This is a genomic window from Burkholderia sp. MR1-5-21 (genome assembly GCF_053427715.1).
The window spans coordinates 14,368-33,073 of record NZ_JBSAXD010000043.1; the positions used below are offsets into that span (position 1 = coordinate 14,368).

Annotated in this window: 23 protein-coding genes; all 23 read left to right on the forward strand. The window is 63.3% G+C overall.

Translation table 11 applies throughout. From position 1 onward, the window contains the following. The first annotated feature begins 45 nt into the window (after nucleotides 1-45). Complete coding sequence (locus ACV229_RS36560) at nucleotides 46-498, forward strand: PRTRC system protein E (RefSeq protein WP_448087924.1); 453 nt, start codon at nucleotides 46-48, stop codon at nucleotides 496-498. Nucleotides 499-509: 11 nt separating this feature from the next. Further along, nucleotides 510-728, forward strand: coding sequence for a PRTRC system protein C (locus ACV229_RS36565; protein WP_448087925.1), 219 nt, complete (start codon nucleotides 510-512; stop codon nucleotides 726-728). Between the two features lie 99 nt (nucleotides 729-827). After that, on the forward strand, nucleotides 828-1,967 hold the full coding sequence (locus ACV229_RS36570; protein WP_448087926.1) for a PRTRC system protein F: 1,140 nt from the start codon (nucleotides 828-830) through the stop codon (nucleotides 1,965-1,967). A 10-nt stretch (nucleotides 1,968-1,977) separates the two neighbouring features. After that, nucleotides 1,978-2,706: a PRTRC system protein B gene (locus ACV229_RS36575; protein WP_448087927.1), complete on the forward strand. Its 729-nt coding sequence runs from the start codon at nucleotides 1,978-1,980 to the stop codon at nucleotides 2,704-2,706. Beyond that, complete coding sequence (locus ACV229_RS36580) at nucleotides 2,703-3,341, forward strand: PRTRC system protein A (RefSeq protein ID WP_448087928.1); 639 nt, start codon at nucleotides 2,703-2,705, stop codon at nucleotides 3,339-3,341. Before ACV229_RS36575 ends, ACV229_RS36580 begins: the two co-directional genes overlap by 4 nt. After that, nucleotides 3,338-4,156, forward strand: a complete 819-nt coding sequence (locus ACV229_RS36585) for a PRTRC system ThiF family protein (protein ID WP_448087929.1) — start codon at nucleotides 3,338-3,340, stop codon at nucleotides 4,154-4,156. Before ACV229_RS36580 ends, ACV229_RS36585 begins: the two co-directional genes overlap by 4 nt. Nucleotides 4,157-4,243: 87 nt before the next feature. Then, nucleotides 4,244-4,711 carry a hypothetical protein gene (locus ACV229_RS36590; RefSeq protein WP_448087930.1) on the forward strand — a complete coding sequence of 156 codons (468 nt, stop codon included), beginning with the start codon at nucleotides 4,244-4,246 and terminating at the stop codon, nucleotides 4,709-4,711. Between the two features lie 360 nt (nucleotides 4,712-5,071). Beyond that, the gene (locus ACV229_RS36595; protein ID WP_448087931.1) at nucleotides 5,072-5,359 is read left to right on the forward strand and encodes a hypothetical protein; all 288 of its coding nucleotides are present in this window, start codon (nucleotides 5,072-5,074) and stop codon (nucleotides 5,357-5,359) included. A 138-nt stretch (nucleotides 5,360-5,497) separates the two neighbouring features. Next, nucleotides 5,498-5,752, forward strand: a complete 255-nt coding sequence (locus ACV229_RS36600) for a hypothetical protein (protein WP_448087932.1) — start codon at nucleotides 5,498-5,500, stop codon at nucleotides 5,750-5,752. A gap of 130 nt (nucleotides 5,753-5,882) precedes the next feature. Further along, the gene (locus tag ACV229_RS36605) at nucleotides 5,883-6,344 is read left to right on the forward strand and encodes a hypothetical protein (protein ID WP_448087933.1); all 462 of its coding nucleotides are present in this window, start codon (nucleotides 5,883-5,885) and stop codon (nucleotides 6,342-6,344) included. Between the two features lie 90 nt (nucleotides 6,345-6,434). Beyond that, nucleotides 6,435-6,827 (forward strand): hypothetical protein, encoded by a 393-nt coding sequence (locus ACV229_RS36610; RefSeq protein ID WP_448087934.1) that lies wholly within the window; start codon nucleotides 6,435-6,437, stop codon nucleotides 6,825-6,827. A gap of 221 nt (nucleotides 6,828-7,048) precedes the next feature. After that, nucleotides 7,049-7,459, forward strand: coding sequence for a hypothetical protein (locus ACV229_RS36615; RefSeq protein ID WP_448087935.1), 411 nt, complete (start codon nucleotides 7,049-7,051; stop codon nucleotides 7,457-7,459). Between the two features lie 163 nt (nucleotides 7,460-7,622). Continuing rightward, entirely contained in the window at nucleotides 7,623-9,056 is a 1,434-nt protein-coding gene (locus ACV229_RS36620; RefSeq protein ID WP_448087936.1) for a hypothetical protein, read from the forward strand. Between the two features lie 48 nt (nucleotides 9,057-9,104). Continuing rightward, nucleotides 9,105-9,569 carry a hypothetical protein gene (locus ACV229_RS36625; protein ID WP_448087937.1) on the forward strand — a complete coding sequence of 155 codons (465 nt, stop codon included), beginning with the start codon at nucleotides 9,105-9,107 and terminating at the stop codon, nucleotides 9,567-9,569. A gap of 252 nt (nucleotides 9,570-9,821) precedes the next feature. Next, a complete protein-coding gene (locus tag ACV229_RS36630) occupies nucleotides 9,822-10,064 on the forward strand; it encodes a DUF3717 domain-containing protein (protein ID WP_448087938.1) in 243 nt (80 codons plus the stop codon). 117 nt (nucleotides 10,065-10,181) lie between these two features. After that, nucleotides 10,182-11,207, forward strand: coding sequence for an ATP-binding protein (locus tag ACV229_RS36635; RefSeq protein WP_448087972.1), 1,026 nt, complete (start codon nucleotides 10,182-10,184; stop codon nucleotides 11,205-11,207). Between the two features lie 104 nt (nucleotides 11,208-11,311). Further along, entirely contained in the window at nucleotides 11,312-12,238 is a 927-nt protein-coding gene (locus ACV229_RS36640) for a hypothetical protein (protein WP_448087939.1), read from the forward strand. Between the two features lie 7 nt (nucleotides 12,239-12,245). Further along, nucleotides 12,246-13,487, forward strand: coding sequence for a vWA domain-containing protein (locus tag ACV229_RS36645; protein ID WP_448087973.1), 1,242 nt, complete (start codon nucleotides 12,246-12,248; stop codon nucleotides 13,485-13,487). Nucleotides 13,488-13,755: 268 nt separating this feature from the next. Continuing rightward, the gene (locus ACV229_RS36650) at nucleotides 13,756-14,802 is read left to right on the forward strand and encodes a CpaF family protein (RefSeq protein WP_448087940.1); all 1,047 of its coding nucleotides are present in this window, start codon (nucleotides 13,756-13,758) and stop codon (nucleotides 14,800-14,802) included. A 13-nt stretch (nucleotides 14,803-14,815) separates the two neighbouring features. Next, nucleotides 14,816-15,196, forward strand: a complete 381-nt coding sequence (locus ACV229_RS36655; RefSeq protein ID WP_448087941.1) for a conjugal transfer protein TrbC — start codon at nucleotides 14,816-14,818, stop codon at nucleotides 15,194-15,196. 40 nt (nucleotides 15,197-15,236) lie between these two features. After that, on the forward strand, nucleotides 15,237-15,500 hold the full coding sequence (locus ACV229_RS36660) for a conjugal transfer protein (protein WP_448087974.1): 264 nt from the start codon (nucleotides 15,237-15,239) through the stop codon (nucleotides 15,498-15,500). Beyond that, nucleotides 15,494-17,956, forward strand: coding sequence for a VirB4 family type IV secretion system protein (locus tag ACV229_RS36665; RefSeq protein WP_448087942.1), 2,463 nt, complete (start codon nucleotides 15,494-15,496; stop codon nucleotides 17,954-17,956). Before ACV229_RS36660 ends, ACV229_RS36665 begins: the two co-directional genes overlap by 7 nt. An 11-nt stretch (nucleotides 17,957-17,967) precedes the next feature. After that, the gene (locus tag ACV229_RS36670; RefSeq protein WP_448087943.1) at nucleotides 17,968-18,702 is read left to right on the forward strand and encodes a type VI secretion protein; all 735 of its coding nucleotides are present in this window, start codon (nucleotides 17,968-17,970) and stop codon (nucleotides 18,700-18,702) included. Nucleotides 18,703-18,706: the final 4 nt, after the last annotated feature.

Here is an 18,706-nt window from a genome sequence, read left to right on the forward strand (position 1 = left end):
GTGCGCCGCCATTGTGCGGCGCCTTTTCATTTTCCGGAGATTCTCATGTTTCAAGCACTCGAACCGCTGATTCGCTCAGCCGGCAAGTTGACGCTGTCACTCGCGATGGACGGCGACAACGTGGTGGTGTTCCTGACGCCGCAAGGCGGGAAGGACGCCGCGCTGCGCCAACCGCTCATCCTGAAGGGGACGGCTGCCGAACTGGACGAAGGGTTCGCCGCGGCGATTACCTCGTACTCGACGGCGCACAAGTCGCTCGAGGAACAGGTGGCCGCAACGAACGCGATCCTCGACGCGCAGAAAGCCACGCAAGTGACGAAGGCGCAGAAAGCCCTGACCAAGGGCTCGAAGGCGTCGACGTCCAGCACGGCAAGCGGATCGGATGACGAGGGCGACGACGAGGATGACGAAGGCGATCAGCCCGCGTCGTCTGCGTCGGCGGCCCCCGTTGCCGAGTCGAAGCCGGCCGGCACCGATCTCTTGTCATTGCTCGATTGAGGAGAAAGATCATGTCGATCAGCATCGCTGCCGTCGTTCGCGAGTTCCTCTACAACGGTATGGCCTTGATGGATCCCGGTCCGGCGTTTTCGCCCGATCAGGTGCGGGATCTGTACACCGCCCAGTATCCGGAGCTGACGACGGCCGCCGTCGACGGTCCCGAGATCAAGGGCGAGGTCGTGTCCTACACGTTCGTCCTTGCAGCGGGCGCCAAAGGCGCCCATGCGTAAGGACGCTCTGCTCAAACCCCTGTCCGATCCGGATAGCGGCTTCAACCAACAGGAACCGGCCGAAAGGCCGGTTTTTTTATACGACGAGGAAATGCGGAAATGTTCTTCGATCCTGCACTCCCTGATTCAAGCATCGCAGCAGGCTCGGCCGCGGCCTGGCAACCGCCACGCGCTGCCGCTGCCCGACGTCGACCTGCCTTTGACCTTCTGACGCTTCCGTCCTTCTCGACGGAGGTGCCGGGGGCGGTTCGGTTGAAGTGGCGCGAAGACGTGCACCTGTCGAATCTGGTCCTGAAGCATTTCCAGTATGGACCGCTGCGTGCGGGCGACGTGACCGATCCGGTCGACGCCGGCGACGCGTTTCAGCAGGCCTTCTTTGCATGGGTGCGTCGGCAGTACGGGAAGCTGAAGCGGATTCGGTTCAGCCCCGTTCTGCTCGACGCCCACGCGGCCCGCGAGGTCCTTGACTATGTTGGCAACGGGAACAACGACGACGATCCCACGCCTCTGTTCTTCTCGCTCGAACTCGAGCACGAATGGGTGTACGAGCTTGGGGCATCTCGAGCGATGCTGCAGGCGGCCCACCCGGCCCTCCTCAAGACTGTCATGACGGCGATCGCGCGCGCGTCGGCTCGCACGTCGTTTGTTCGCCTGCCCGACTGGTTCATGTACGAGTTTTCGTGCTGGTACTGGGAGGGCGACGACACAATTTCCGACGAGGACGCGGACAAGTGCCTGAGGGAGCGATTCGGGGAGGACGACGAATCGCGCAAGGCTTACCTGCCGTCGGAGGTGCGCCCGGTCTTGTGTCCTGACGATGTCAGACCTGGGCGTTGCTACGGGCGCTGGAGCGAACGAGGCATCCTCGACGCCGCCGCTCTCCGGGCGCTGCGACTCACCCTCAAAGGTATGCCGCGACGCATCTGTACCGAGGTTCTCACGTTGCTGAATCTGATGGGCGAGAGCCGGAAGCGTGACCTGTTCAACGTGGCGTACGAAACCAACCCCGTGTACGCGCTGTGCTCGGTGGTTGTCGACAACCACCAGTTCGTCGGTGACCTGCTCGATTGTCATTTCGAAAACGAAGGGTCGAGCGGTGACGCGACGACCTATTCGGGGTTCAGCCGGCTTGAATCCCATCCTCGATCCATTCGCCGCCAGTACGCCCATATGGCGCTGGCGTTTCGCATTCTCACTCACCTCGATCGCCTCCTGGCGCTGGTGACACCCTCTACTTAACGGAGTTTCCATGTCTGGTATCTCGACCGGTCGCACCGGTTCCGACGTTTCGCTGTCGCAGGCCCTGCTGCTCTATACGGGCAAGGATGGTGCGCATTTCGCGACGGCCCATGCTGTCATCGCCGACCACAAATGCGGACGGCCGATCATTGGCGCGGGTCGCCCCCTCGACCGAAAGGCGCTTGTTCAAGCGCTGCAGCAGCTCGTCGAGCACGCGGCGCCGAAGGCGGAGTTCCTGCCCTCGACCGTGCTGGGCGTTTCGCCGGAAGCCGTGACCTGGTGGTGCCCGCCGGGCATGCGCCGCGTGTTCTTCGAATGCCAGAACCTTGGCAATCGTAGCGCCGTGGTTCCGCATCCGGGATTGGTGTTTCAGGCCTCGAACGCTGGTTTTCGCGTGTTTGCGGTGGCATGCAGCGATCGTCCCGTTCGCGAGACGCCGTTGTACGAGCCGCCGTACTTCAACACGTGGGATCTCGGCGCGATCTGTATCGGCAGCGCACGCGTGCCGAAGCGGATCGATGTCGCGTCGATCGGCGGCTGGGAGACCGGGTTCTTCGACTCGGCCTTCACGCATCCGAACGCCGGCGGCAAGCGCATCGCGTACCGGGACGGCGAATATGCGTTCTGGCGCGACATGCTGGACGGCAAGTTCGGCGAGGCATTTCCGCTGAACGCGCTGGTGCCGATGAAGCGGACGGTCGAGCAGCTGATGAACGGCCAGATCGGGAGGGGCGCATGAACCCGTTCGATACCGTTCTGCAGCAGTCGTTTCCATCTGTGATGGTCCCGTCGCGGGAGCCGGTTGAGCCGATGGCGCGTCCGGGCGAGCGCCTGCTCATCGCGTCGGATGGTGTCTATCTCGAAATCCTGCGTCCCTGGGTGTGCTTGGTGCGTCGCATCGCGCGGTACGAAGTCTCGACGGCCGTCCCGTACGGGAAGGTCGAAGAGACGACAGCGCTCATGTGCGGGCAAATTCCGGCCGAGCTCGTCGCGGAGTTTCATGCGATGGCTCGGGCGGCGTTGCCGAACGAGGCCGGCGCGTGGATCGTCTGGAACAGCGTGATGGGAACCTTCCGCATCGTTGCATTGCCGTCGCTGTCGCATGGGCCGGGGCATCTGGTCTACGAGCGACCGCGTTTGGCAGAAGGCGAATGGCTGGTGGTGGATTGCCATTCCCATGGCGCTGGCCCTGCGTTCTTCTCGCGCACGGACAATCAGGATGACCGGCACGACGTGAAGTTCGCGCTCGTGCTGGGCCGTTGCGATCGTACGCCGTCCATCGCGCTGCGGCTCTGCGCGAAGGGGATCTTCGAGAAGTTTGAGCGTGCACCTGAATCGTGGGCCGCAGCGCTGACGACGGAGGTGACGCGATGAGCGAGGCGATCACTCACTGTATTCCGGCTCGCATGATCAGCCAGCCATGGCGTGTCGTGGTGGTCGGCGCCGGCGGGACCGGGAGCGCTTTTCTTCCCAGTCTCGCGCGGCTGCATCACGCCATGATCGAGCTCGGCCACCCAGGCGGGATCGAGTGCACGGTGTTCGACGACGATACGGTCAGCGAGACGAATGTCGGGCGGCAGGGGTTCTATCCCAATGACGTCGGGCATTACAAGGCGCTGCTGCTCGTGAACCGGCTCAACAACCTGATGGGTACCAACTGGGTTGCGGAGCCGCGTCGCGTCGACTCGTCGGTGCGGATCGTCGCCGACATCGTGGTGGGCTGCGTCGACTCGCGTCGCGCGCGGCACGCCATCGTGCAGGCGGCGAAGCGGGGGAGTTGTCACTACTACCTCGACTGCGGCAACGAGACGGATCGTGGTCAGGTCATTCTTGGCGAATTCGGCAAGGCCCGGCACGACCGGTTGCCCCATGTGGGCGATCTGTTCCCGGATCTGCTGAACGCGAAGAACGACAAGGGCGACGACACGCCGTCGTGCTCGATGGCCGACGCGCTGCGCAAGCAGTCGCTGGTCATCAATCAGGCGATCTCGGTACAGGCCTACAACCTACTCTGGACGCTGTATCGCACCGGATCGCTGAAGTATTCGGGCAGTTTCGTGAACCTGGAAACAGGGCGCACGAGTCCGATACCGATCGATCCGGCTGCATGGGCGCGCTTCGGTTACGAAGCGCCGCCTGCCAAGCAACCGAAGGCTCGCAAGAGCCGGAAGTCGCCGGCTGCGGCATAACCCGGCCGCCTCGTTTCTGAGGCGGCTTTTTTTATCTGGGACGACCTTTCCTATACACAGGCGTCCCGCATCCAAGGAGTGTTCAAGATGTACAAGAAATTGTTTGACCGCGATGCCAAATCGGCAGCGGGAGCGCTGGTAGTGCTGTTGTATGGTGTCATCCCGATGTTCGCCTTTGGCTCATTGTTGGCTGCCATCGGAAGCCATCCGGAGGTCGTCGCCGTGCTGAAAAACGAGGCGGCATATCGTTATGCGGCCTGGTGGGATGGCGGGATGAAGTGGATTCCCGTCTGGTTCGGTGCGACGGCGGTCGGCTCGCTGTTCTGTGGCGGTGAGCGGCTGATGCGAGCGGTGACCGCCCGCGCCGAATGGAAGTACATGCCGCGTGTGCGTCAGGGGGTGAAGGACTACACGCTCAAGCCGTTCCTGAGCGCATTGGCATTCGTCGATGGCCTCATGGTGAACGACCCGCGTGCCTGTATCGCGGTCTTTCTCATCGGGGCGGTGCTGGCCTTCTGGTCGCTGCACCTGTTGAAGGTGAGCGAGTCGCAATGAGGTGCCGCCGTCTGTTCGAGGTGGCCTCCTCCAAACCCTCCAGGTCGGTGACATGTGAGCGTCACCTCCATCTGCAAACGAGCGCCTCCCGAATGATCGGGCAGGCGCTTTTTCTATTTCCAAGTGAAAGCGGGGCGGATTTCCTGACCATTTCTCGGGTCGGCGATCCCGCGAGTGCCTAAACTAGCCGTATCACCCGCGCAGTCTGCGCATCGACCCAACCGCAACGGCTCTGCCATTGCGCTGTTGCCTTTCCAGTCGACGGTTGTCGACCCATCGCAGGAACAATCCTGCATTTCTAACCCGTCCGGGAGCTCATCCCGACGGGATCAGGCTCCCCTTTTCATAGTGGACCATCTGATGAACACCTATCAACTGGTTGCACACGGTCAAACCAACGGCTGGAATGCAACATGCAACGACGTGAATATCCGCAACGAATTTCGGATGCTCCCGATCGAGGTCGCGGCGCAGGCTGGGGACGTTGAGGAGTTTCGCGCCATCATGAACCACCCGACATTCGATCCAATCGGTGCGCGGCCCCGCTACTTCGCGGAGGTCGGTCGCAACGGTACGGACTACGATGCCGAAGCGCGCTATCGGCTCCTGACGCCACTGCTCGACGAATACCGACGTCGTTTTCATTGAGCAGCATGTGGGAAGTTCGCTGTCGCACGGCTGCCTTTTCACCACGCGCTAGCGCGGGTTTCAGCAAAGCTGCCTTTTAACCCTTTCGGGAGCCACTCCCGACGGGATATGGCTCCCACTCTCAATTGGAGCCTCATCATGTTGGCAAACGCAGCACATCTTGAAATCGCCCCGATCAAGGTCCCGGAGTTGAACGGCTTCAAAGCCGGTCAACGCGTCACCGGCCAAGACGTTGAAGCAAGCCCGCCGCGCATCTACGAAGGAAGTATCAGCTCCGTCTGGAGCGACGGTACGGCAGTCGTGAAGTGGGCAGGTGGTTTCCCGATCGAAGCTGATCGACACCTCGTGGTGAATGGGCACGTCGACCTTCACCATCTTCGCTGCGCCGCGTAATAGCGTGGCAGGTTGAAGCCAGACGTACCCCTCGTAATAGGGGCGGGCCGCAAGGCCTGCCCCCTCTCCTTATTCCCGCCAGGGCAACCACCCTGACGGGCCGGTTGCCATCTTTTGTGAGGCAACCAGCATGTTCAAGCTCATCGTAAGTCTCATTGTTCTCTCCTGCCTGACCGCGTGCGCTGCGGTCGACTTCGGTTCACCGGACGTCTACCAGCGCTATGACGTGCAGCACGCAGGAACCATCGAGCAGGCCACCGTCGTTAGCGTTCGCGGCGTCACGATCGACAACGGCTCCGACAACTCGGGTCTGTCGTCGCTGCTCAGTGCCGGCGTGAGCGCGTTTCTCGGCTCGCGCACCATCGGCGGCGGCAACGGCCGCTACGTCGCAGGCGCCATCGCCGGCGCCGGTGCCGGCTTCATCACCCAGAAGGTCTCCGCTGTCCTGCAGCGTCACGCAGGCGTCGAGATTGTCGTCCGCACGCCCGCGGGTCGGGTACTGGTCGTCGTGCAGTCGGATGACCAACGCTTCGCCCCGGGCGACCGGGTCATGCTGGTCAGCAGCAATTCCGGGCTGCGTGTCACGCGCTGAGCCCTCTCTCATTTCCGGCGATCGCCGGCTTTTCTATGCAAAGCGAGGTGTCCCGACCGGGGCCCTCGCTTTTTTCTATTCGAGGAAGTGATGTTTAAGGTACCCAAAGTGTTTTACGCCGATCGGCGCAGCGCTGGCGCTGCGTCGGATACGGCGCTCACGCACCACGCAACCCAGATGCTCCGTCACGTGGCGCGCAATCTTCGGTTGCGCCATGGTGATCACGAAATCGTCGCCGAGCCGGCGAGCCGCGGACGTGGATGCCGGGTCACGCTGCGCACGGGTTCGATGATGCTGGAAGTGGCGGACACGCCGAGTCGTCGGACAGTCGCGGTATCGTTCAGGACGCGGCGCGGCCGCAACGACCTGTCAGGCGGCGTCGACAATGTTGTGCCGCTCGACCAACTGGCCTCGAAAGATGGTTACGAGGCTCTGCTCGGCGGGTTGCGGCTCGTCGACGGTCTGGACAATGAGCGCCGCTAGGAGGGCCGATGGAAATCGTCGATCTCGTTGTTGATGATGGGCAGCGTGATTTGTGCATATGGCATGTACATGTGCGAGCGCGGCCGCAAGGCAGACCGCGCCCGTCGTCAGGCGCGTTTCCATCGCGTTTCGCGTTAATCAGTTCAGGCCCGCATACGCGGGTCATCAAAACATGAAAGGCTGCACCTTCGGGTGCGGCCTTTTTGCATTTTGGAGTCTCCATGTCTGACGTTCTGGATTTGCCGGTCGAGTTGGCGAACGCGCCGTTCGATCCGGTTGGCAAGACTGTAGGTAGCGTGGTTCGTCAGGTCGAGCTGGCGCTGCGCAAGACGGAAATCGAGCCCGAATGGGTGGCGGTGGCCAACCATTTCGAGGATGCCAACGAAGCGGTCTACGGCCACAAGCCGACGTCCGAATGGCCTGACGCCGGCGGGCGCCGGCGACGCATGAGCCTGTCGGTTGAGCGCGGCACGTCCGAAGGCTGGATCGTGCAGGTCGACTACGTCTGTTTCCATGAGGCGGGCGAGGGCGGGCACTGGGCGAGCCTGCCCGTCATCCGCATCAAGACGCTGTCGCGCTCCCAGGCGTGGGCGACTGCCGCGGTTGTTTCGCGGCTGCTCGACATCGACTGACGACTGACGTTTTTCTTCTCTCCCTCTCAGGGGCAATTGCCCCGATGGGTGGTTGCCCCATTTTGCAAGGACACCATCCATGTACGCAATTCACAATCCCGGCGACACGATCCTCGCCGACACCCTCGCTCAAGTCTTCCACATCTTCTTCCACGATGCGCGCATGTGCGTCTACGACACGCACGAGATCTCGCTGTCGAAAGGCGCCGTCATGCTGCCGATCGTCCGGTACAACGGCATCCTGACGGTGCGCCAGCCGGGCACGGCCGAATCCATTTTCACGGCCATGTTCGAGGAGATTCGCGACCGCTGGTTTCTCGATCACGGCACGCTGCGACCGGTCTGGCAGATCCCCCGCAACCAGTGGGAGATCTTCCGTTTCGTGTTCAACCTCGGCATCAAGCCGGCCTGGATGCTGTCGAGCGAGCAGTTGGAAGCGGGAGTCGAAGCCGCTCGCGCGACGGGCGGCCGATTTTCCCTGTCGGAAGTCTGTCGACGCGCCTCCGACGCGGTGTTCGGCTTCGGCTCCGAGGGGCCGCGGTCTCTCTCTGGAACCGTCAACGGTCGACACGAAGTCCACCTGGTTGAGGTGCTGTTGCTGGACCAGCCGATTCCCGACGCGGTGCTGGACGCCTACCGCGCGGAGCCGAAGCTATTCGGCTTCGATCTGGAGTGGGCGTCGGCTGTCCTTGACGTGCCCGTGCTGCGCAACTCGTTGCCGTACGACGTGCTGCGCGCGGCGATTCGAATCGTGCGTGACGAAAAGCGCGTGATCGATGCCCAGCTCGGCGCTGACATGGTCGCCGCGTTGCGCGAGTTACCCGCCACGGCGACGTCGGTGCAGGTCGATGACCGTCTCTACGAGGCGGGCATCGTGGGCCGGCTGGTGCTTCCGGAGAGTTATCAGCAACCGGTCAATCTTGGCACGCCGGTTTCGCCGCTTGCCGAGCGCTACCGGACCATCCTCGCTCAGAAGGCCCTCGAACGCGACCTGAACACGATCGAAACGGATTTTCGGGACGGCAAGCTGTCGAAGCGCAAGCGTGCGTTGCAACTGGAGATCGCGACATTGGGCCCGGGGCGGTACACGTTCCACTGGCCGAACGAGTTTGCGAAGGATGTTGACACGCGCGACATGGCGAGGCTATTGCAGGTTCTGGACCATCCGGATGGACAGAACGAGGCGACCAAGCAGGCGATCCGCGAGCAGTTCGGTGTGTCGCTTCGCGGGCTGAACTCGAAAGGGCGCCGGCGTGCAATTTTCGCACTCTGCGGTTACGACGAGGCGGCGCAGGCCGAGTGGGAGGCGCAGCGCGAGGTCACCCGCGCCCACGCGAAAGCGGCGGGCGCGGCGAACGACGCGAAGGAGCGCGCATCGCGCGCGCAGTATCAGTGCCCGGATCGCTCGATCATCACTGGGGTCCAGCACGTGGATCGGGCGCTCGCCGATGGGTTTTCCGAAATCCGCAGCTACCGGCGCGGCGCGTCGACGCGTTACGCGATGGTGAATCCCACCTCTCGCGAGGCGCGCAACCTTCGTGCAAACGACGGGACGCTGCAGTACGCGCGTTCGTTGCTCGAGCCGCTCGCGGCGTGATGAACCGCCCGGCCGCCATCGGTGGCCGGGCATCTTGTCGGAGGTGTTATGCGATTTGATCGACAGCCGCGCGATGAGGGATATCAGTGGACGCGTCGCAAAGAGTCCGCCTACCTGAATCGCCACAAACGCATCGCTCAGCGAATCGAACGCGACTATCCATTGTTCGCGGACGAGTTCGCACCGGCGCCGGAAACGAACGTCGATGCGGAGAAAGCGCGCCGGATACGGATGGCGCGCGAAAGCGAACAGCGGATGCGTGATCTGGACGCCAGGCAGTGGCGACGTGCGCGTGCAGCGTATTTCGCCTGCGACCCGGCGACGCGCGGGCGCATCATGGCCGAATGGCAAAGCTGGAGTGGGCCAGCAAAGGTGCTCTATTTCACTTACGTCGTCGAGAAGCACAACGGTGTAGGCGAAGCCCGAAGCCGCGTGATGCGGGAAAGGGATGCCGCGAGGGAGGCTCGCATCACGGCGATTCTGGCCGCCCAAGGGAATCTGCTTGGGCCGTGACCTGCCAGCGGCCTGTCCTACTTGAACCAACCGGCGCTTGCGCCGGTTTTTTTTCGTCCGCGCGCGTCGACGCGGCGTCAAAGCGGGGGCAATTTCCCGATCTTTCCGGCGCGGGGACGGCAGGCGGCCGCCTACACTGGACATATTCCCCGCGTCCTGGACGCATCGACCCGCCGGCTATCGGCATGCCATTTGCCCCGTTGGGATTCTGTCCCGTCCGGGACAGCTCACGGGCTCACTCAAGAGGAACCCATGAGCACCAATTCCAACGATCCTGAGGCCGATTCGGTGTCGCTCGCGCGACTCGAAACCGCCATCAATGCATGGCGCGAGATTGAACTGCCGGTTGCCCCCGACGAGGACTTCGTGCTCGGTCGGGAAAGCGCATGTCTTGCGGAAGTCTACGGCGCGATGATCTACCACGGCTGGTCGAGCCTCCCGCTTGCCACGCTGCGGCCGGATCAGCGCGACGCGCTGCTCGCGGCCGAAGCCTAGAACACCGCCGCGTCCTCGGACGCATCGAACCGCCGCATTGCGGCATCTTCCAATGCCCCGCAGGGTCTCGCCCCTGTGGGCGCGACTTCGTGGGGCCTCGTTATTTCAAGGCACCCCATGAAACTGTCTCCCGCTCAGCTCATCGAGCTGCTCAATATCTATATCCCCAAGCGCTTTCCGGTGCTGATCAGCGGTCGGCCCGGCATCGGCAAGTCCGACATCGTCGAGGCTGCTGCCGCTGCGACCGACCACGAACTGCTCATCAGCCATCCCGTCGTTGAAGACCCGACCGACTCGAAGGGCCTGCCGTTCCCGTCACCCGACGGCGAGCACGCGCGCTTCCTGCCGTACGGGGACCTCGAGCGTGCGCTGAGCGCGCGGCGGCCGCTGCTGTGGTTTCTCGACGATCTCGGGCAGGCCTCGCCTGCCGTGCAAGCGGCCAAGATGCAACTGCTGCTGGCACGTCGCATCGGCGAGCACAAGCTGCCCGATCACGTGACGTTCGTGGCGGCCACCAATCGGCGTGGCGACAACGCGGGCGTCACCGGGATTCTCGATCCGGTGATTTCGCGCTTCGCAGCGGTCGTCGAGCTGGAGGCGACGATCAACGACTGGACCACCTGGGCGGTCAATCACGGCGTCCCGCCGGAATTGATCGCGTTCCTCCGGTTCCGCCCGGATCTGCTGTCGGTCGTGAAAACGAGCCGCGACATCGAGGCATCGCCGAGCCCGCGCAGTTGGGGCTTTGTCGCCAAGGTGCTGCCGGCGGTCCCGACGTACCTGCTCACCCACGCGGTCAGTGGCGCGGTGGGCGAGGGGGCGGCATCGGAGTTTGTGAGCTTCCTCAGCATCTTCCGCGCGATCCCGGCGGTCGACGCGATCGTGATGAACCCCGACCTCGGGGCGATCCCCGATGAGCCGAGCGTGCTGTACGCGCTGACGACCGCGCTGGCCTGTCATGCGAATGACGGCAACTTCGATCGCGTGCTGCGTTACGCGGAGCGCCTGATCAATGCGGGCTGGCGGGAATTCACCGCCGTGCTGGTGCGCGACGCGGTTCAGCGCAAGCCTGAGCTGCAGAACCACTACGCGTTCATCCGTGCGCAAGGTGGGGAGATCGGCAAGGTCATCCGCGGCGACTGACCGTCGCCATTCTTCTATCGCTGTTCCTGTCGCCACGGCCCGCTCGCGCGCCGTGGCTTTTTTCTTTCTGCGTCATCCATCTTTTATCTACCAGGGGTCTTTCCATGAACATCACCGATCTGAAGTCGAAGGTCATGCTGTCGTCCGTCACGATTTCCACGTGGGTCGCCCGTCGTTACGACGGCAAGGTCACCGAGGAAGTCGAGAAGAACCACCAGGCGCGCGGCATCGGCCGCTTCAACAAGCGCCTGTTGCCGGAGCATGCGCCGAGCTTTGCCGAAGTGGTGTCGATCGGCAACCGCATCCGCACGTACTACTATGCCCACACCCTGAAGTACGATCAGCTGGGGGTACGCCTGCTGCCGACCATGATCTATATGGAGGTGGCTGAGCGGATGCGCGCGATGAAGGACGAGTTCGATCTCGCCGTGTCCGTGTTCCTGACGAACTATCTTGATCTGAAGGAACAGGCACGCGCCGAGATGAACACGCTGTACAACGAAGCCGACTACCCGACGTTGGCGGAGCTGTCCGGCAAGTTCGGCATCAAGCTGTCGGTGCTGCCGTTCCCGGATGCGAGCCAGTTCGGCGTCGAATTGCCGAGCGACGTACTGGCGAACCTGCGCACCGAGATCGACCAGCACGTGTTCGCGTCGATTCAGACGGCGAACAACGATCTGGTCGGCCGGCTGTACGAGGCCGTCTCGATGATGGCGAACCGCCTGTACTCGTCCAACAACGTGCGCCTCGACGTGGCGAACCACGTGCGCGAGTTGTGCGAGCTGCTGCCGAAGCTGAACTTCAGCGACGATCCGAAGCTGGCGCATATCCTCACGCAGGCCAAGACGCATCTGGCTACGCACACGGGCGCGGATCTGAAGGAGTCCAGGGTGCTGCGCTCGCAAGTGGCCGCCAAGGCGACGGAGATCGAGGGGCTGATGGCTGCCTTCATGGGCGGTGCACCGTCGCCGATGACCGATCAGGTGGTCGGCCAGTCGGCTCAACTGCCGCCGCTGCGCTTTGCGGCGTGAGGCGGCCATGGATCTCCACCTCTATGACCGCATCAAGAGGCAGCGCACCGCGCTCGTGCTCGACCACCCGTTTATCGGGGCGTTGGCCTGTCGGCTGAAGCTGGTCGAAGATCCGAGCTGCGAGACGTTCTGGACGGACAGCGTTGCCGTTGGCTACAACCCGACCTACGCGGCCAGCCTGCCCGATCTGCAGATTCGCGGTGTGCTTGCCCACGAGGTGTGGCACGTCGCGAACGGGCATTGCTGGCGGCAGGGCCACCGGGAGCATCGGGGTTGGAACGAGGCCTGCGACTATGCCGTGAATCCGATCGTGCTGGATGCCGGGCTGCAATTGCCGCCCGGCGGTCTGGTCGATCCGCGATTCAAGGGCCGGTCCGCTGAGGAAATCTACGGCATGCGGCTGAACGAAGCGCGGCAGAAAGCGAAGCAGGGCAGTGGCAAGCCTGGTGACGGCAAGCCGGGCGATTCGTCCGGCAATCCGCAGTCCGGGAAGCCGGGCAGTTCGCCGGGTTCGTCGGATTCGCCGTCCTCGAGCGCGCCCGGTGACGTGACGGGTGAGCACGCACCGTCGTTCGGCGAGGTTCGCCAGTACACCGGCTCCGACAAGGCCGCGAAGGAAGCCGAGTGGAGGGTCGCCGTGCTGCAGGCGGCGAAAGCCGCTCAGGCACGCGGCTCATTTGGCGGCGCGCTGCAGGCGGCGGTCGAGCGGGCAGTGGCGCCGGTCGTGGACTGGCGATCGCTCCTGCATCGGTTCGCGCAGGACGCGGCGCCGACCGACTATACGTGGTCGATGCCGAACCGTCGCTACCTGCACGCCGGGCTGTATCTGCCGTCGTTGAATGAGCCGGCAGTGGGTGACGCAGTGTTCGTGCGCGACGCCAGCGGCTCGGTCTGGGATGACACGCAGGCGCAGTTCGCGGCCGAGATCGGGATGGTGAGCGATGCCGTGCGGCCGCGCCGGCTGATCGTGATGGATTGCGATACGCAGGTCACGCAGGTGCAGGTGTTCGAGCGGGGCGAGCCGGTTGATCTCGCGCCGATCAAGGGGGGCGGCGGCACGTCGTTCGTTGATCCCTTCCGTCGCGTCGCGGCGGACGGGATCGATCCGGCGTTCCTCGTCTACCTGACCGATATGGATGGCCGTTTCCCGACGGACGTGCCCGCCTACCCGGTGCTCTGGGCGTCGACCACGCCGCTGCATCGCGCCAGGCGTGCGCCGTTTGGCGAGACGGTCGAAGTCATCTGTTGAACGCGCGTGCGCGCCCACCTTCTGCAACCCGCCCGGTCTTGTGACCGGGTTTTTTTCGTTTACGAAACGCCCAAGCACATCCCGCCGGGAGCATTGGCGGCGAAAGCGATATGTTTTTGGGGAGCTTTCCGCCTGAAGGGGCTCATCCGGTTGAACCGGCCGCGCGTCCAATCGTCTATGAACGGGGCCGCGTGACGGTCTCGAAAGCTATCGAAATTAGGCGTTCTTTCAGTCCAACGGCGGACCGTGCAGCTTGAACAATAGCTGCATGTCCGACACTGCCGAAAACCCGCTGCTCAAGGTTCGACCGCTCGAAGAGAACGCGGTCAATCTGTTCTTCGCGTCGCTGCAGCCGCTCGTCGAGCCGCTCGAAGCGCCGGACGTTGCCGAAATCATGGTGAACGATTTCAACAATGTCTGGATCGAGTCGCGCGGCGAGATGCACCGCCTCGACGTCACGTTCAACCAGGCGACGCTGCAGGGTGCAATTCATGCGCTGGCGGCGTCGGTCGACAAGTCGGCCAAGGCCGGCACCTCGCAGGGGATCATCAACGGCGGCCACAAGAATCTGCGGATCGCCGCGGTCATGCGGCCGACCGCCATCGACGGACATGCGCTGGCGATCCGTAAGCACCGCGAGAAGCACCTGACGCTCGATGACTACGTCCAGATGGGTGCGTTTTCGCGGGTCCACGCGCGACGCGAGGTCGAGCGCACGCTGTTTCCGCCCGATGTGCAGGACGCGGTGCTGCGGCATGCGCTGGCCGAGATGGTGCGCGGGCGCTGCAACGTGCTCGTCGCCGGCGGCACGTCCTCAGGCAAGACGACGTTGCTTAATGCGCTCAATGCCGAGATCCCGCCCGATGAGCGGGTCATCACGATCGAAGACACGATGGAGTTGAAGGTGAGCGCGCCCAACCGGGTCCGGCTGCTCTCCAACCCCGACAAAGGCGTCACCACGCAAGTGCTGGTCGCGCTCTGTCTGCGCTTCCGCCCCGACCGGATCATCGTCGGCGAAGTCCGTGGCGGCGAGGCGTACGACTTCATCCAGGCGCTCAGTACGGGCCACGACGGCGGCATGGGTTCGATCCACTCGAATGACGGTCGCGGCGCACTGAGCCGTCTCGAAAGCCTCGCGATGCTCGGCATCCCGACGGGTAGCCGCTGGGAGCTGGCCGACATGCGCAAGGCGATCGCCGACTGCTTCAACTATGTAATCCATATGCGCCGGACCGGCGAGCTGCGGCACATCTCCGAAGTGCTCGAAATCAAGGGGTTCAAGGACGGCGACTACGTCCTCAAGCGGGTTTTTTAACCGGAGTCATCCAATGCAAAAGCACAAACACACTCTCCTCAACCGTCTGCGCGTGAAGCTGGCCGCCACCTCGCGCGTGCTGTTCGCGCGCAACGAGATGCGCTCGACGCTGATCGCGGCAGCGCTCGCCGGCGCGGCGCCCGCTGCACACGCGGTCGACATGTCCAGCCTCGGCGCGGCGACCGACGTGATCTGTCTGATCTCGTCATACATCAGCGGTCCGTGGCTGTATGCCATCGGCATTGTGCTCATCATCGTCGGCGCGGTCGCGATCGCGAATTCGGAAAGCAACATCGGCAAGATGATTTCGTCGGTCCTGGTGGGCCTCGGTATTGCGGCTTGCGCGCTGCCGATCGTGCGCGACCACCTCCACGTCAATTTCACTTGTGCGTAGCCCGACCCGGGTAAGCCGCTCGCTGTCGCTGCCCCGCCAGATGGGCGGGGCCGACCGGGGCCTGGCAATCGCCAACGGCACGCTGACGGCGTTGCTCTGCTACAGCAGCATGACGCCGACTTTCCTCGTCGTGGGGATTGGCGTGCACTGGCTGTTGCGGTGGCTGTCGTCGCGGGATCCGTGGTGGAAGGAGGTGCTGGTGATCTACAACCGCTTTCCTGACGTCCACGAGCCGCTGCCGACCACGCGGTTCTCGGTTCGATTCAAGCGTCCGTACGGTTTCGATCAGGATTTGCCATGTTGACCAAGCACGTCAAGCGCGGCCCGGTGCAGGAAATCGCCCCGTGGGCCACGATGGTGACGCCCGAGCTGATTCTCGACAAGGATGGCTCGTTGCTGACCGTGTACACGTTCAGCGGCGTCGACGCTGACAGTCCGAACGCCTCGGACATTTCTGCCGCACGCGACAACCTCGACCACGCCTGCAAGAACTTCGACCATCGCGTGACCGCGTGGTGGCGGCTCTCCCATCGGCGCGTGAAAGGGGAGATCGCCGGCGAGTTCGCGAACTCGATCGACGAGCGGGTCGATGCGATCAACCGCGCGCATGTCAGCAGCGGCAAGTTTTTCCGCAACACGCATTCGCTCGCGCTGGCGTTCACGCCCGAGACGGGCATCAACAAGATCTTCGAGAAGGTCGCGTACCACATGACCGTGGGTGGCAAGGCGGTGCCGCTCGCGATCTGGGAAACCGTGAAGGACATGCTGTTCGCGCGCAGCGCATTTTCGTTCGACATGGACCGAGTCACGGCCGATATCAAGCGCTTCGAGTCGATTCTGGACGCGTTCAAGGGCGGGGTGACGCGCCTCAAAATGAAACGCCTCCAGCTCCAGAATGCGATGGCGTACCTGCACCAGACCGCCAATCCGTCGGTGCCGCCGCGCCGTGTCCGTTATCCGGTCACGATGCTCGACACGCACCTGACAGAGAGCTTCGTCACGTATGGCGCCGAGCACCTGATGTTCGAATCGGCGTACGGGACGCGCTACGCCAAGATTGTGTCGGTGAAAGAGTGGATGGGCTTTCAGGAGGCCGCGCTCGACGTGCTGGCCGACGTCGACGCCGAGCTCGATGTCTGCGTGATGTTTCGATTCCTGTCGACCAGCAAGGCGCAGGCGTACATCGACAAGATCCGCAAGTTCTACAAGGTTTCCGCATTCAGTCCGGTCGCGGTGCTGAAATCCTATTTCGCGAAGGAGGAGCAGAAGAACGACGAAGGTCGGGAAATGCTCGCCGACGAAGCGGAAAAAGCCCTGGCGAAATTGATCGCGGACGGCCAGCAATATGGGTTCGCGAATATCTCGGTAGTCGTCTATGGGGACACGATCGAGGAATGTGACGACCTGACGCGCGAAGTGGTCGGCCGGATCGGCAACGCCGGCTTCGGGGTGATCGTGGAGACGCGCAATCTCGCGGCGGCGTGGGCCACCACGATGCCCGGGCGATGGGACCAGCAAAAGCGTCTGCAGTTCGTCGAGACGCCGGCCGTCTCCGACATTGCGCCACTGCGCGGCGTCGCGGAAGGCAACCCGGTCAACGACTGGCTGACGCAGCAGTCGGGCGAAAAGACCGGGCCGCTCACGTTGCTGCCGACCCGCCACAAGACGCTGCAGCGCGTCAGCCTGCATCATCCGGGCGGCAAGTCGCACGCGCTCGTGATTGGCCCGATCGGTGCCGGCAAGTCCGTGTTCCTGAACTTCCTCGTGTCGCAAGCAGGGCGTCACAAGGCGCGTCGGATCCGGTTCGACAAGGACCGCTCCACGCGGATTCCGACCGTGCTCGCCAACGGCCGGTTCGTGGATGCGACGGGCCGGTTCGAGGCGGCGACATCCGTGAACCCGCTTTCGTTGCTGTCGGTCCCACAGCATTACACCTATGTTGCCGAATGGGTGCAGATGGCGATCGAGGACGACGATTTCCGTTGCACGCCGCAACAGCAAAGCACGCTCTACGAAGCGGTTGCCACGCTGGGCGAGGGCTACACCCGCGAATTCTGGACGCTGTCGAACCTGACCACGCTTCTGCCGACCGAGTTGCGCGAGCGGCTTCAGATCTGGACCAAGGGGGAGAAAAACGGCCGGTTCTTCGACCACGTCGAGGATGCGTTTTCGCTGTCCGACGACATCTCGATCGAGATGGGCGATCTCTTCCAGAACTATCCGGTCGCCGCCGCGCTGTTCATGGACTACGCGTTCTACCGGATTTCGCAATGGCTGGACGGGAGGTGCTACACGATCATCGAAGTCGAAGAGTGCGGCTTCTTCTTCCAGTACCCGCGCTTCTATCAGCGTCTCGAGATCTGGGCGGTGACGATCCGGAAACTCAACGCGACCTTGCTGCTCGCGACGCAGTCGCTTGGTCAGCTCGCGCGTGTGCCGAACTTCGAAATTCTGAAAGAGAACATTCCGAACATCTTCTATCTACCCAACCGGGACGCGCGCAACAACAAGCACCTGTATCGCGATGTGTGCGGCTTGACCGACGACCAGATCGACATGGTCGCCAACGCGGTTCCCAACCGCGACTACCTATGGGTCACGCCGGACCATTCCCGGATGCTGCAAGCGCAGTTCCCGAAAGAGGCGCTCGCGGTGCTGCGCTCGGACGGCGCGGCCCAGCGGGTGCTCGACAAACACTACGCGTCCGGCTCGCCACATTGGCGGGAAGCGTATCTGCAAGAAATGCTGACTCTCGACTGATAGGTGACCCCATGAAAATGCGCATCCTCTGTGCCGCCGTCGTCGCGGCGTCCTTTTTCGCAGCCCAGCATGCCTCGGCCATGATCGTGTTCGACCCGACGAACTTCGGCCAGAACGTTGTCACGGCGGCGAAGGCCGTGCGCGGGGAGATCTACCAGAACACCAACATCCTGTACCAGTACCAGATGATGGCGAACCAGCTGTTGCAGGCGAAGGACCTCAATCCAGCGGCATGGAAGGCCGCGTATGACCAGATCACCGGCGACATCGACAAGGTGAAGAACCTGGTCGGCACCCTCAACGGCCTGTACGGCGACCTCAAGCAGGGGAGTCAGTGGGTCTCGCAAGTGCAAACGCTGATTAGCCGGTCGGGGAAGACCAATGAGCAGTGGTTTGCCGACATGAACACGCTGTATCAGCAGAATGACAAGGTCGTGCGCAACATGTTCCAGATGGGGTCGGACATCATGCAGCACACGAACGATCTCGCCAAGCGGCGGCAGGATCTGCAGTCCCAACTCTCGCTGTCGCCGACGGCGCAGGCGACGGCGGAGATCACGACGCACTATCTGGACATCGTGACGAGCCAGAACGCCGACCTGTTGCAATTGAATGCGGCCAAGGCACAAAAGGATGCGCAACAGCAGTCGCAGCAGCTACAGGACCAGAAGGAGCGGGCCGCGGCGGCCCAGACCTTCATGGACAAGCAGGATGCCGAGCGCGCAGCGTACGGCTACTCGCGATAAGGGG

Excerpts from the sequence above, each read along its gene's own strand:
- ACV229_RS36560 (WP_448087924.1), top strand. The coding sequence starts at position 46 with ATGTTTCAAGCACTCGAACCGCTGATTCGCTCAGCCGGCAAGTTGACG.
- ACV229_RS36565 (WP_448087925.1), top strand. The coding sequence starts at position 510 with ATGTCGATCAGCATCGCTGCCGTCGTTCGCGAGTTCCTCTACAACGGT.
- ACV229_RS36570 (WP_448087926.1), top strand. The coding sequence starts at position 828 with ATGTTCTTCGATCCTGCACTCCCTGATTCAAGCATCGCAGCAGGCTCG.
- ACV229_RS36575 (WP_448087927.1), top strand. The coding sequence starts at position 1,978 with ATGTCTGGTATCTCGACCGGTCGCACCGGTTCCGACGTTTCGCTGTCG.
- ACV229_RS36580 (WP_448087928.1), top strand. The coding sequence starts at position 2,703 with ATGAACCCGTTCGATACCGTTCTGCAGCAGTCGTTTCCATCTGTGATG.
- ACV229_RS36585 (WP_448087929.1), top strand. The coding sequence starts at position 3,338 with ATGAGCGAGGCGATCACTCACTGTATTCCGGCTCGCATGATCAGCCAG.
- ACV229_RS36590 (WP_448087930.1), top strand. The coding sequence starts at position 4,244 with ATGTACAAGAAATTGTTTGACCGCGATGCCAAATCGGCAGCGGGAGCG.
- ACV229_RS36595 (WP_448087931.1), top strand. The coding sequence starts at position 5,072 with ATGAACACCTATCAACTGGTTGCACACGGTCAAACCAACGGCTGGAAT.
- ACV229_RS36600 (WP_448087932.1), top strand. The coding sequence starts at position 5,498 with ATGTTGGCAAACGCAGCACATCTTGAAATCGCCCCGATCAAGGTCCCG.
- ACV229_RS36605 (WP_448087933.1), top strand. The coding sequence starts at position 5,883 with ATGTTCAAGCTCATCGTAAGTCTCATTGTTCTCTCCTGCCTGACCGCG.
- ACV229_RS36610 (WP_448087934.1), top strand. The coding sequence starts at position 6,435 with ATGTTTAAGGTACCCAAAGTGTTTTACGCCGATCGGCGCAGCGCTGGC.
- ACV229_RS36615 (WP_448087935.1), top strand. The coding sequence starts at position 7,049 with ATGTCTGACGTTCTGGATTTGCCGGTCGAGTTGGCGAACGCGCCGTTC.
- ACV229_RS36620 (WP_448087936.1), top strand. The coding sequence starts at position 7,623 with ATGTGCGTCTACGACACGCACGAGATCTCGCTGTCGAAAGGCGCCGTC.
- ACV229_RS36625 (WP_448087937.1), top strand. The coding sequence starts at position 9,105 with ATGCGATTTGATCGACAGCCGCGCGATGAGGGATATCAGTGGACGCGT.
- ACV229_RS36630 (WP_448087938.1), top strand. The coding sequence starts at position 9,822 with ATGAGCACCAATTCCAACGATCCTGAGGCCGATTCGGTGTCGCTCGCG.
- ACV229_RS36635 (WP_448087972.1), top strand. The coding sequence starts at position 10,182 with ATGAAACTGTCTCCCGCTCAGCTCATCGAGCTGCTCAATATCTATATC.
- ACV229_RS36640 (WP_448087939.1), top strand. The coding sequence starts at position 11,312 with ATGAACATCACCGATCTGAAGTCGAAGGTCATGCTGTCGTCCGTCACG.
- ACV229_RS36645 (WP_448087973.1), top strand. The coding sequence starts at position 12,246 with ATGGATCTCCACCTCTATGACCGCATCAAGAGGCAGCGCACCGCGCTC.
- ACV229_RS36650 (WP_448087940.1), top strand. The coding sequence starts at position 13,756 with ATGTCCGACACTGCCGAAAACCCGCTGCTCAAGGTTCGACCGCTCGAA.
- ACV229_RS36655 (WP_448087941.1), top strand. The coding sequence starts at position 14,816 with ATGCAAAAGCACAAACACACTCTCCTCAACCGTCTGCGCGTGAAGCTG.
- ACV229_RS36660 (WP_448087974.1), top strand. The coding sequence starts at position 15,237 with ATGGGCGGGGCCGACCGGGGCCTGGCAATCGCCAACGGCACGCTGACG.
- ACV229_RS36665 (WP_448087942.1), top strand. The coding sequence starts at position 15,494 with ATGTTGACCAAGCACGTCAAGCGCGGCCCGGTGCAGGAAATCGCCCCG.
- ACV229_RS36670 (WP_448087943.1), top strand. The coding sequence starts at position 17,968 with ATGAAAATGCGCATCCTCTGTGCCGCCGTCGTCGCGGCGTCCTTTTTC.